The organism is Winogradskyella tangerina (genome assembly GCF_003260205.1).
In the GTDB taxonomy this organism is placed as follows: Bacteria; Bacteroidota; Bacteroidia; order Flavobacteriales; family Flavobacteriaceae; genus Winogradskyella; species Winogradskyella tangerina.
In genome coordinates this window covers 37945-51180 of record NZ_QERF01000008.1, presented here as the reverse complement: position 1 = coordinate 51180, position 13236 = coordinate 37945, and the positions used below count along the sequence as shown (strand labels likewise).

The window sequence follows — 13236 nt, the reverse complement described above, 5'->3', positions numbered from 1 at the left end:
TTAGCAAAACGTGAAAATACCTAAATTTCTTAGAGAAAATATTATCCTGAAGATTACCTCGCTAAATGCCGTAGTCATCACAATTAGGCTAGTAGTCTCAGTTTTCGTGCAACGCCTTTTAGCCATTACAGTAGGCGAAGCAGGGATAGCAAGTATTGGGCAGGTGCGTAATGCGATGGTAATGCTAACCAGTACTTCAACCCTCGGAATTTTTAGCGGAGTTGTAAAATATGTTGCTGAGTATAAAGAAAATAAACCTGAACTTGCGAAGTTGTTTTCAACAGCAACCGTGTTTTTGATTTCCGGTTCGATAGTTTCAGCGTTGATCTTGTTCTTTGGGGCGACTTATTTCTCTGATTTTTTGTTCAAATCTGAAGACTTTGTTTACGTCTTCAAAGTACTAGCTGTAATCGTCCCTTTTATTGCCATAAATAGAGCCATTGGTGGTATTGTAAATGGTCTTTCAGATTATAAGCGTTATGCTAAAATTGAGCTTATTAGTTATCTTTTAGCGACTTTGGCATTATTACTCGGGTTATATACATCAAATTTAGATGGTGTAATTATTGCCATTGCATTTGCGCCAATTATTCAGTTAATCGTCCTTGGTTTTGTATTTGGCAAAACTCTGAAATCTTATATAAAACTGAAAGACATTAACCTTAGTCTTAGCTACAAGAACAAGCTTTTAGCATTTACATTGATGTCTTTCGTTTCGGCATTTCTACTCAACTATATAGAAATAAATATCAGAACTAAGGTGGCCAACGAGATCAATATTAATGAAGCGGGTTACTGGACGGCAATGACCTTTATTTCAAAAAATTATATGGTATTTGCTACTGGATTATTCACCTTGTATGTCATCCCGAAATTTGCAAATATTCATACCAAATCAGCCTTCAAAAATGAAGTGGCGAATATCTATAAAACTATTCTTCCAGTGTTTGGCCTCGGAATGATCCTAGTTTACTTTTTACGTAACTTGATAATTGACATTATTTATCCCGATTTTAAGGGAATGGAGCCATTATTTAAATGGCAATTGTTAGGTGATTTTGTTAGGCTTTGTGCCTTAGTCTTGGCCCATCAGTTTTTAGCCAAGCGTCTGGTGAAGAGTTTTATCATTACAGAGATTATTTCGTTGGTACTTTTCTATGCGCTCACCTTAATTTTTATTAAAGAATATGAAACAGAAGGCGTCGTTATAGCCCATTTAGTACGTTATCTTATCTATTTTGTGATCGTTGTATTTGTATTATGGATGTACTACCGAAACAGAACAACTGAACAGTCTTAATTTTCATTTGTTTGCCAAGCCTTTAAATAACCTTTGGCAGAAGAAATATAATCATGATGCTGCTCAATAAACTGTCTTGCATTTCGAGATATATCTATGATTTTTTCAGGATTATTAATCAACCAAATAAGTTTATCAGCAATTTTTTGCGCATCAGGTAGCGCATTTATAGCAACGGTATCCGCTTTTAAATTGTAATACTCAAGCCATTCTTTTTCAGCGCCAGTAAATACAACCTTGCCCTTGGCCATTGCTTCTAAGGCATTAAACCCTTGATCGTACGCATAAACCTGATCCAATAGAATATGTGCATTGTCGTAAGCATTAATATATTCAGCATATGGTAAGCTTCTTACCGTAATAATTTCTACGCGATCGGAATAAGTTGTATTCAGAATATCCAAAGCCTTTTCAAAAATATCGTTTCCTTTTTTGTAATAGTGATGAGAATTGATCCCATGGAAGATCACGATCTTATCTTCTATCTGAGGAAGTTTGAAGTCCAATAGCGCTGTATTTATCGGATTTGCAACTAATCCTAAATATTTTGGATGATCTTCCAGCGGAATATGATAATCGATATCTGAGGCAATAACACCTTTTATTCTACCATAAATATGATGATGTAATTCTTCATATTCTGGTTGTAGAAATTTTAAACCATAAGTGCTCAAAAAGGTTTGATCCTTGCCATTTTTGTAAGGCGTTAATATAGAGTATCTGAATTTATCATCATTAGCGTAATTAACGCTGATATAGTCGGTACCGCAAGAGAGTAAAAAGATATTCGTATTCCATGAGGATATTAAATCAAAGATCGATTTTTCGATATCAACCACACAGCCAAAAGGCGTCTCATTTATAAATTGCACGATATCGTAATCACTAAGTTGAGGTTGTAACTCTCGGATTTGTTTTTTTATGTTGAGCGATTCAAGATCTATGCCTGTCAAAGAGAAGAGGAGATTTTTCAGTTTCTTCAAAAATCCTTTTTGATAGTTCTTCTTTATGAGTAGATCAACATCATATTTTTTGAAACCGTCATAACTCGCAACGATAGTGACCTCATGATTCAGTTTTTCTAATCCTTCCTTTAAAGAATTATGAAGTCTGCTGTATTCACCAACTAATAAAATCTTCATTTATATCGTTACATTTGTTTTCAAATATAGTGGTTAATGTCAAAAGCTGAAGCGAAAAAAATTTGCATTGTTGTTTCATCCCTTGGAGGAGGCGGAGCCGAACGCTCCTCTGCTTTATTATCTGAAATATTATTCCACTTAGGTTATGATGTTCATATTGTTTCAGTATTAGATAAGATTGATTATCCATTTAAAGGGCAGCTGCTCAATTTAGGTGCACTAAAATCTAAAGATGATAGTCGGCTTGGAAGGTTAAAGCGACTAAAGGTATTTAAACGCTATTTACAAACACATAATTTCGACTATATCATCGATAACCGAACTCGAATAGGTTGGTTTAAAGAATTTGTGATTTCTAAATGGGTTTATACCTCGCAGAAAACTATTTACTGTGTTCGAAGTTATAACACAGACATGTATATTAATCCTAGTCGTTTTCTAGGAAAGTGGCTTTACAACTCAGCTTTTAAGATTGTTACCGTGTCTGAAGCAATTTCAGAAAAACTGAAACTTGAATACGGATTTGAAAACCTTGAAGTTATACATAACCCCATTGTTGATGAGGTTGAAATACTAGGTTCTAAATCAGAGATTACGGAATCGTTTATTATTTTTTATGGTCGTTTAGAAGACAAGGTTAAAAACATCTCTTTATTGCTGAATGCCTATTCAAGATCAGAGTTACCCAAGGCAAATATGAAACTGAAAATATTAGGAAAAGGAAATGACAAAGCCTTGTTAATCCAAAAATCTGAAGAATTACAGATCAATGATCATGTTGAGTTTTTAGGTTTTTCTCCAGACCCATTTAGTTTGGTGCAAGCTGCGTATTTTACTGTTCTTACAAGTCATTATGAAGGGTTCCCACGTGTTTTGGTAGAGTCGCTTGCCTTAGGCACTCCAGTAGTTTCAGTAGATTGCAAATCGGGTCCAAGCGAGATTGTTATCCATGAGCACAACGGACTGTTGGTTGAAAATCACAATGAAGAAGTATTAGTAAATGCTATGAATAGAATGTTAAAGGATAAAGATTTATACTTACATTGCAAGTCTAATGCAAAAACTAGTGTTGCCAAATTTTCAAAAGAGGCGATAGGTTCACAATGGCAAACCCTACTAAAGTAAGCACCAAAAATACTATGAAGACATTAACGCATACGCAATTGATCGAAATTCCGAAGGTACACGACGAGCGCGGATCACTTGCGGTTGTTGAGAAAGATATCATTCCTTTCGAAATTAAACGCGTATACTATTTATACGATGTGCCAACGGATAGTTTTAGAGGTGGTCATGCGCATAAAAAACAGCAATCTGTTGTAATAGCACTTAGTGGCAGCTTTGAAGTTATTATCGATGATGGTCATACACGTCAACGTATAATGCTAAATAAGCCAAATCAGGGCTTGTATATTCCTACTGATATTTGGCGCGAAATCGATAACTTTTCTTCAGGTGCAGTGTGTTTGGTTTTAGCATCTACCAACTTTGATGCCAGCGAGTATGTGAGAGATTATGATGCGTTTTTATCATCTAAACGGTGAGCTGTAAAGTTGCTTTTTTAAAAGCAGAAATTTCATTCTTTTTAAGAATCTTAATATTCCAGAAGGTAAATTCAATAGCAGTCGCAATTTAAAGTTGAGATGATTTGGATCGATATCTTGCTTTACCTTTTTGTAGTTTTCATAGTCATTTCGCAATTTCGCCTCCATCGCAATCATAAATCTATTCACATCTAAAAAAGCTTTAAGTGAAGGATTGTTTTTTTCTTCAGCTTTGTGCTTATCGATCATCATCATGAGATTTGGGATATTTTTTGTGAGAGAGAGATGATTTTCTTGCGTATGAATCATTTTATGAGCAGTCACCTTTGAAGAAAACGCAACTTTGTGATTATTCGCAATTCTAATCCAAAGATCGGTGTCTTCGCCCCAGCCGAGATGTTCATCGAACAAAAAACCTGAATCAATTATTTTCTTCGGAATTGCCACAGCAGACGTCCAGAGGATATTGTCTACTAAACTTGTCTTGAAATAGTCCTCTACAACACCAAAAAAGGGATGGTCTACATCACTAAATTTAGGTGAAGTAGTATATTTATTAAAAAAGTGTTTTTCGTACGACGTGGCATAAATACCGCAATCGCTGTTAGCGTCGATTAAATTTTTAAGTTCTTCAAGATGATTTTCTAACCAAATATCATCGCCATCAGAAAGCGCAATGAATTCGGTTTTGGCTTTTTGCATACCAAAATTTCGGGCAGCAGAAACACCTTGATTTTTGTTTGAATAAATGATAATCCGTTCGTCCTTGATACCTTGAATAATTTCCAGACTATTGTCAGTACTACCGTCATCAACGATCAATAGTTCGAAGTTATCAAACGTTTGATTAAGAATACTTCTAATCGTTTTTTCTATAAAGTGCCCTTTATTATATACGGTAACTACGACTGAAAAGAAAGGCGTCATTTTTTATCGAGACTTATAGCACAAAGGTAGCCCAATTTATAAAACTGCAATAGCTTAACATTTGGACTATTGCCAAGCAGATGCCTTTTAATTGGCTGTCTGAACGTATTAAACATTCCACTTACAATTCTTACCATACCAAGTCTCTTAAGAGATTTAAATAATTTTAGAAGGCTGTTTTGAGTGGTATTGATTTTTTGTTCATTCAGAAGTCTATAATTGGTTTCTACAGATTTTTCCACCTTAGCTAAATATTCTGAATTTTCATCCAAACCAGTATGTAGCACAGGATTGTCGATATGATGTACTTTAGTCTTATGTTCTTTCATTAAAGCCCCAATAAAAACATCATAGCCGTAACCTTCATTCTTAATTTCTGAAATAATATGTTGAAAGGTGTGTTTTTTAATTAGAAAATTAGCCGATACAATGGACTTGTAAGGTGTTTTGTTTCTGACGCTAGAATTCACTTCCTCGTAGGCTTTTCCGTATTTCCAACGTAGTAATTGTGATGTTTCAGGCTGTTCTGATGCATAGGAGCAGCCACCATAAATCGCCTCTTTTGATTTATCAAAATAGTCTGAATAGGTTTTGATGAAGTCATCATTTGAAATTTCCACATCAGCATCGAGAAAAAGTAACCAATCGTATTTAGCATTCTGCGCAAGGCGTTTCCTCGAATTTATTCGGCCTTTATTTTCCTCTGAAATGATATGAAGCGTATGGTCATAACTATCGCATGCTGCTTTATTTTCTTCAACATACAATTGCGAGCCATCTTCTAAACATTGTATTTCGTAAGCAAGGTCAAAATTATCCAATACCCTATGTAGCGACGCAACAAGCGCACTAATTGGATAGTTATATGTGGGAATCAAAATGGATAGCATGGTGTTCTGCCAGTGGATCACAACTCTAAAAATTTAGGTCTTCCTTTGTACCACTTCAAATACTTTATTTTCATCACATTTTAAAGTTTTGCTGGGGTACTTCAGAAGTAAGGCGTAATCGTGGGTTGCCATTAATATCGTATTACCGTTTTTATTGATGTCTTGTAAAACCTCCATCACCTCTATACTCGTCTGAGGGTCTAGATTTCCTGTTGGCTCGTCAGCAAGAATTAGTTCTGGGTCGTTAAGTAATGCTCTTGCAATAGCTATACGCTGTTGTTCACCACCAGAAAGTTCATGAGGAAATTTAAAGCCCTTTGTTTTCATGCCAACTTTGTCTAAAACCTCTTCAATTCGTTGACTAATCTTGTCTTTTTCTTTCCATCCGGTAGCCTTAAGAACAAATTCTAAGTTGCCATTGACAGTACGGTCTGGAAGCAATTTGAAATCTTGAAATACTATTCCAAGTTTCCTGCGTAAAAAAGGAATGTCATTTTCCTTCATGGTTCTAAGATCAAAATCTACGACTTGCCCTTCGCCTTCCGTAAGTTCAAGGTCACCATAAAGGGTTTTCATAAAGCTACTTTTTCCACTTCCTGTTTTACCGATAAGGTACACAAAGTCACCTTTTTCCATTTCAAAATTAACGTCGGTAAGGACCATATTTCCACCTTGGTAAATGGTAGCGTCTTTAAGCTGAAGAACGGTTTCGGACATAGATTTAGATAGTTTTTAATCCCTGTAAATGTATGGCGTAAAATTTCAAATCCCAAATGCTATTTATACCTTGGCATAGTAATTGGAAACCTATATACATGAGAATTATTTTTTGCATATTTTCTTTAGTTTTAACCATGACTTCATTTGCTCAGAACGAATATCATGTGTTTCCTATTGATGGAAAAAACATTAAAGGTTCAAAGGTGGGAGATGGAAGCCTTGATCGTCCGTGGGAATTGCAAACTGCATTGTCGCAGTCTTCAGAACGTATAAATGGCGGCGATATTATATGGATCCATGAAGGAACCTACAATGGAAATTATGTAAGTACTCTAACTTCTACCGTCAATTCTGAGTTTATTACAGTTTCGGCATATAAAAATGATAAAGTAATTCTCAATGGAAATATTCAAGAAAAGACCCATTACGTGCTCGAGGTTATGGGAAGCAGAGTTATTTTCAAGAATTTTGAGATCACATATCTGGGTGAATTTAATCGTACTAAATCAGGGAATAAATTTAAAGCGGTCACTGGAGTTAATCATATTGAAGGTGAAGATTGTAAATTTCAGAATTTAATTATTCATAATATTCCAGGCTCTGGATTTGGGTCTTGGAAATCAACTGGCGGATCTATCATTGAAGATTGTTTGATCTACAATAATGGTTATCAGGCACAGCGAGGTCATGGTGTTGGAATCTATGTGCAAAACGAAAGTAACAAGACAAGAATTCTCCGCAACAACATCGTTTTTAATAACTACTATAAAGGCATTGAAGTATGGTCAGCCAGTTCTGGAACTAATCGAGAATTTGTTAAAAATGTCGATCTCGAAGATAATATAGTATTCAATAATGGCGCGCCTTCAGGTCAACCATGGTCGAACCTTATCGTAGCCTCTGGTGATCGAAAAGGTGTCAATATTGCAAAAAATATCAATGTGAGAGACAACGTATTTTATCATAATGTAGATTTTCAAAGTGCAAAGAATTATGGCTACGGAAACTCTATCACTGTTGGGTTTACTGATAAAGCATTGGTCGAGGATATTTTAATCGAAAACAATGTGATCATTGGAAGAAATAATGCGCTTAATATTCTGCATGCAAAATCTCTGAAATTCCAAAATAATACAGTTTATACCGGTTATATACATTTTGAAAAGTCAACACTCACAGGACTCGAAAATGGTAGCATGGTATTTAACAATAACAGATATCACACTAGAAAAGTAAAGGGTTTAAGGATATTGAAACACAAAGATTTTCAACTGTCTGAATGGAAAACTAAATACGATTTAGATGCTGAAAGCCAATGGAAATCGCTTCAAACATTTGAAGTTGATCCTGTATTGAAAGTAGAAAAATTGAATACAAATTCTCTGCAATTCAATGTGGCGGTATTAGATAAAGAAGGCGATGATGTTGAAGTAGATTTTAGTTCGAAAGGATTAAAAAAAGGATTGGTTTATAAGATCTATGATATTGAAAATAGGCACAAGGTTATAAAAACAGGGCTGCTTGGTGAAGATATGAAGATAACCTTTCCTATGGGTCTTTCAGAATTTGAAAAACCCTTACATAATAGTGTTGCCGTAAAGTCACAAGGAAATTTTGGCGTTTACAGAATTGAATTCGAAAGTGCTAAAAAGACTGTGGGTTTTCACAATCGATTTTTCGGATGGCTTTTTTAATGAAATAGAAATTATGAATACATTGACTCATAAGGAAATACCCAATATTAATAAGTCGGTTTATAATTATACTAATTTTCTACCGTTATAGGATTTGTATTCAACTATATTTGAAACGCTATTTATCATCAATATTAATTAATCAAAAAACGACACTGATGCTACTTTTAAAGAGACAATTTATCATCGTTTTTCTAATCATTAGTTCACTTGGATTTTCGCAAAAATCCTCAGTTTACACAAGTGAGTTAAGAGATTACCAAAAGGCTTTAACCTTGTATAATAATAAACAGTACAAAGCCGCTCAATCATTATTTGACGACATAAAATACAATACGGAAGATGAGGTTTTGAAGTCTGATTGCTCGTATTATATTGCTAATTGTGCAGTACGGCTAAATCAAAGAAATGCCGACGATCTCATCACTGAATTCGTTGAAGAATATCCAACAAGTACAAAGCGTAATACAGCATTTTTAGATGTGGCAGATTATTATTTTGAAAATTCAAAATATGCTTATGCACGGAAGTGGTATCAAAAAGTTGATGAGATGAGTATAGCCCGATCAGAGCGCGATCGCTACTATTTCAATTATGGTTACAGTTTATACGCCACAAAGAGTAAGACCCAGGCTACCAAATATTTAAATAGAGTTGTTGATTCTAAAGAATATGGCTCACAGGCCAAGTATTACATCGGATATATGGCCTATGAAGGCGATGATTATGACACTGCCAATACCTATTTCGATCAGGTTAGTGATAATGAAAAATATAAGGAGAAGCTCTCTTATTATCAGGCTGATCTGAATTTCAAGTTAGGGAAGTTTGAAAAAGCTATAGAATTGGCCTTAGAGCAATTACCAAATAGCCAAGGTGAAGAAGTTTCAGAACTTTCAAAGATAATTGGTGAGAGCTATTTTAATCTCGAAAAGTATCCGGAAGCTATTCCATATTTACAGGCTTATGAAGGCAAACGCGGTAAGTGGAGTAACACCGATTACTATCAGCTGGGCTACGCTTACTACAAGCAGAATGACTTCGAGAAGGCTATTTCAGAATTTAATAAAATCATTGACGGTAACAATTCAGTAGCTCAAAATGCTTATTACCATTTGGGTGAGAGTTATATCAACCTCGATAAAAAACAAGAAGCTCTTAATGCCTTCAGAAATGCTTCGGAAATGGATTACGACCTAAAAATTCAAGAAGATGCATGGTTAAACTATGCGAAGATCAGTTATGAGATAGGAAATCCTTATCAGTCAGTTCCTCAGGTCTTGGCAGGTTATTTAGACAAGTATCCAGATACCAGCTATAGAGAAGAGATCGAAACCTTACTTATCGATTCTTATATCACTTCAAAAAATTATAAAGAAGCGCTTGAATTGTTGAAAGGAAAGAACAGTTTTGAAAATAAAGTCGCTTATCAGAAAGTAGCCTTTTTCAGAGGCATTGAATTATACAACGAAACACGTTATAGTGAAGCATTGGAGATGTTTAATAATTCTCTGAAAGAACCTAGAGAGCCTGTATTTGTGGCTAAAGCAACATTCTGGAAGGCTGAAACAGAATATAATCTCACCAATTATAATGATGCCTTAATCGGTTTCAAGCAATTTGCAGGTAGAGCAGAGGCTTCAAGCTTACCTGAAAATGACAATCTCGACTACAATTTGGCCTATACCTATTTTAAGTTGAAAGATTACAATAATGCATCAAAATACTTTCAAACATTCATTGATAAAAATGCCAGTGATCGTCTCAGAAGAAATGATGCTTATTTAAGATTGGCAGATGGTTATTTCGTATCTAGTAAATATCAAAATGCAATTAGCGCTTATGATAAGGCCATTCAGATCAATGAGATCGAAACCGATTACGCAGCCTTTCAGAAGGCCATGAGTCATGGTTACTTGGGAAAAGTTTCTACTAAGATTTCAGAGTTAAAAACGTTTATTGAGGGTTATCCAAAATCGGCCTTACGCGATGATGCCATGTACGAATTGGCTAATTCTTATGTGAAAAAAGGCGATACAGACAATGCTATGCAAATGTATGATCGTTTAAATTCTGAATACCGAAGAAGTGCGTTTACGTCAAAGGCTTTATTACGACAGGGGTTAGTTTACTATAACGCCAATGATAATGAGCGTGCCTTAACAAAGTTTAAAAAGGTGGCTGGAGATTTCCCAGGTTCGGGTGAAGCTGTTCAGGCAATTTCAACGGCACGTCTGATCTACATAGACCTTGGTCAAGTTGATGAGTATGCCGCATGGGTACGATCTTTGGATTATGTTGAGGTTACTGATGTGGAGTTAGATAATACCATGTATTTAGCCGCAGAAAAACCGTATTTAGACAATGATACAGATAAAGCCATTAGGCAGTTTAATAAATATTTGAATCAATTCCCAAATGGTATTCATGCTCTAAAATCGCATTTCTATTTAGCGCAATTGTACTATAAGAAAGACCTGTTTGAAAATGCACAACCGCATTACAAATATGTTGTTGAGGCATCAAAAAGTGAATATACCGAGCAAGCCACTGTGAGGCTTTGCGAGATCTATTTGAAAGACTCCAATTGGCAGCAGGCTATACCGGTGTTGCTCACTTTAGAAGAAGAGGCAGATTATCCGCAAAATGTATTGTATGCACAATCTAACCTCATGAATGCCTACTATCAGACCGAAGATTACTCCGCAGCTGAAAGTTACGCAGAGAAAGTACTGGGCAATTCAAATCTAGATAATAAAGTAAAAAGTGATGCTCAGATAATAATTGCACGCTCTGCCATAAAAACTGGAAATGAGGATAAGGCTAAAACAGCTTATGCCAATGTTGAAAAAATTGCCTCAGGAAGTTTAGCGGCTGAAGCACTTTATTACAATGGTTATTTCAAGAATAAAGAAGGAAAATATGAAGCATCAAATGCCACAATTCAACGTTTAGCTAAGGACTACAGCAGCTATAAATACTTTAGTGCGAAAGGCTTGGTGGTAATGGCGAAGAATTTCTATGCCTTAGGCGATGCGTTTCAGGCGAATTACATTCTTGAAAGTGTGATTTCAAATTTCCCTGATTATGACGATGTGGTTGAAGAAGCCACCTTCGAACTCAATAAAATTAAAGCCGAAGAAGCCAAAACAAATTCATCAATCGAAACAGACGATAATTAGAAAGCTTTAAAATAGCAGAACAATTAAAAGTCTGAACCCTCAATCAAAACATTATTTATGAAGATCAAAGTTTTAATTTTTATAATCACAATAGCAAGCAGTTTAACGCTCAGCTTTGCTCAAGAGCGCAAAAAGGATACTATCGACGATCAGGTGGTGAATGTGATCAAGCCATATACACCAACAATTTCTGATGCTTTCAAAATTAAGGATACACCTAAATTGAACGATTCAAATGTGGTAAAGAAAAAGGATGTGAAGTATAATATTTTTTCGATACCTGTTGCTTCAACATTCACACCCGCAAAAGGTAAAGCGGCTAATGTTGATAAGGCAAAACCCGTTAAATTGTATGATAATTATGCCTCGTTGGGTGTGGGTTCATATACCACTATTTTAGGTGAGGTTTACCTCAATCATGAGATCAATAGTACGGAGAACGTCGGCGGTTATTTTAGTCACCATTCGTCACAAGGTGGCATCGATGGCTTGCTTTTAGATAACGACTTTTCTAGTACCCATATCAATGCGCATTATTCTCAAAAGTTAGGAGATTTTTCATGGAAAATTGACGGTGGTTTTGACGCAATGACTTACAATTGGTATGGTTTACCACAGGAGTTCTTCGGGCAAGCGGAAGCGAATATGATCGATCCGATACATACATTCAGTAGTTTCAATGTTGGTGGAAAATTGAAATTTGACGACGCGATCATCAATGACGGAAGTGTAAGATTTATACGTTTTGGTGACGATAGAGATTCTGGCGAAAATCGATTTATAGCTAAAGCTAGTTTTGATGTGCCAATACAGGGCGAAGAGATAAATACTGAATTTTATGTGGATTATATCGGAGGTAGTTTCGATTCAAATTTAAACAATACTGCAGGCATAGATTATGGTAATGTTACTTTTGGTTTATCGCCGTCATATCAGCTTAAAGAAGATGACCTTACTGTAAATCTTGGCGTGCGTTTTGTATTTCTGAATGATACTGAATTGAGTGATAATAAGTTCTTTATATATCCAAATATAACGGCTTCTTATCGTTTGGTTGATGAGATCTTGATTGCCTTTGGTGGAATTACTGGTCAGTTGCAGCAAAACTCTTATTATGATTTTGCGAACGAAAATCCGTTTGTGTCACCGAACCTAATAATCGCACCAACAGACGAGCGTCTTAATGGTTTTATCGGACTGAAAGGAAAACTCTCTAATAATGTGAGTTATAATGTAAAGGGTAATTATTTTTCAGAGGAGAATAAACCGCTATTTAAAGTCAATGATGCAAATTTTGATATGGCGAATAGAAATGATTATGAATACGGAAATTCGTTTGGAGTTGTTTACGATGATGTCAGAACCTTCTCTTTGGCTGGTGAATTGAATATTGATGTTAACCGCAATTTTACCTTAGGATTAAAAGGTGAATATTTCAACTATAGCACTGACGAACAAGCCGAAGCGTGGAATTTACCAGATATTACAGGCTCGGTTTTTATGGATGTTCAGATTTCTGAGAAGTGGTTTGCAGGTGCAAGTGCTAATTATGTAGGTGAGCGAAAGGATCTGCAAGAGGTTACAGGGACTTTAATTTTTGTAGAGCCAGTCTCTATAACACTCGATAGCTTTTTTGATGCCAATGCCCATTTAGGTTATAAGATCAACGATCAGTTGTCTGTATTTGCTAAGGTGAATAATATGTTCGATCAGGATTATCAGCGCTATGCGAACTTCCCGGTACAAGGTATTCAAGCATTAGCTGGGGCAACCTATCAGTTTGATTTTTAATTTTTATAATTCTAAAAACCAAGTAAGTTTCTGTTGAAATCATAAT

10 protein-coding genes are annotated in these 13236 nt (G+C 35.5%); 6 read left to right on the top strand and 4 right to left on the bottom strand.

Going from position 1 to position 13236, the window contains the following annotated elements; all coding sequences use genetic code 11:
- Positions 1-10 precede the first annotated feature (10 nt).
- Entirely contained in the window at positions 11-1300 is a 1290-nt protein-coding gene (locus DDY94_RS11890; RefSeq protein WP_111684343.1) for an O-antigen translocase, read from the top strand.
- Here the strand turns inward: DDY94_RS11890 and DDY94_RS11885 are convergent.
- The gene (locus DDY94_RS11885) at positions 1297-2442 is read right to left on the bottom strand and encodes a glycosyltransferase (protein ID WP_111684342.1); all 1146 of its coding nucleotides are present in this window, start codon (positions 2440-2442) and stop codon (positions 1297-1299) included. The two genes, DDY94_RS11890 and DDY94_RS11885, sit on opposite strands and share 4 nt — an antisense overlap.
- Before the next feature lie 36 nt (positions 2443-2478).
- On the opposite strand from DDY94_RS11885, the gene DDY94_RS11880 reads away from it, so the two are divergent.
- Both DDY94_RS11880 and DDY94_RS11875 read left to right on the top strand, forming a co-directional pair.
- The gene (locus tag DDY94_RS11880) at positions 2479-3567 is read left to right on the top strand and encodes a glycosyltransferase (protein WP_111684341.1); all 1089 of its coding nucleotides are present in this window, start codon (positions 2479-2481) and stop codon (positions 3565-3567) included.
- A gap of 14 nt (positions 3568-3581) precedes the next feature.
- Complete coding sequence (locus DDY94_RS11875) at positions 3582-3986, top strand: sugar 3,4-ketoisomerase (protein WP_111684616.1); 405 nt, start codon at positions 3582-3584, stop codon at positions 3984-3986.
- Here the strand turns inward: DDY94_RS11875 and DDY94_RS11870 are convergent.
- The 3 genes from DDY94_RS11870 to DDY94_RS11860 are packed head-to-tail and all read right to left on the bottom strand — an operon-like array spanning position 3972 to position 6520.
- Positions 3972-4913, bottom strand: a complete 942-nt coding sequence (locus DDY94_RS11870) for a glycosyltransferase family 2 protein (protein ID WP_111684340.1) — start codon at positions 4911-4913, stop codon at positions 3972-3974. The two genes, DDY94_RS11875 and DDY94_RS11870, sit on opposite strands and share 15 nt — an antisense overlap.
- Positions 4910-5824, bottom strand: a complete 915-nt coding sequence (locus DDY94_RS11865; RefSeq protein ID WP_157957311.1) for a glycosyltransferase family 2 protein — start codon at positions 5822-5824, stop codon at positions 4910-4912. Before DDY94_RS11865 ends, DDY94_RS11870 begins: the two co-directional genes overlap by 4 nt.
- Before the next feature lie 12 nt (positions 5825-5836).
- Positions 5837-6520 (bottom strand): cell division ATP-binding protein FtsE, encoded by a 684-nt coding sequence (locus DDY94_RS11860; protein ID WP_111684338.1) that lies wholly within the window; start codon positions 6518-6520, stop codon positions 5837-5839.
- Between the two features lie 98 nt (positions 6521-6618).
- Here DDY94_RS11860 and DDY94_RS11855 point away from each other — a divergent pair, with 98 nt between their 5' ends.
- From DDY94_RS11855 to DDY94_RS11845, 3 genes are all read left to right on the top strand, one after another.
- Entirely contained in the window at positions 6619-8217 is a 1599-nt protein-coding gene (locus tag DDY94_RS11855; RefSeq protein WP_157957310.1) for a right-handed parallel beta-helix repeat-containing protein, read from the top strand.
- Positions 8218-8375: 158 nt separating this feature from the next.
- Entirely contained in the window at positions 8376-11399 is a 3024-nt protein-coding gene (locus tag DDY94_RS11850; protein ID WP_111684336.1) for a tetratricopeptide repeat protein, read from the top strand.
- Positions 11400-11456: 57 nt separating this feature from the next.
- Entirely contained in the window at positions 11457-13190 is a 1734-nt protein-coding gene (locus DDY94_RS11845; RefSeq protein WP_111684335.1) for a TonB-dependent receptor, read from the top strand.
- The last annotated feature ends 46 nt before the right edge of the window (positions 13191-13236 follow it).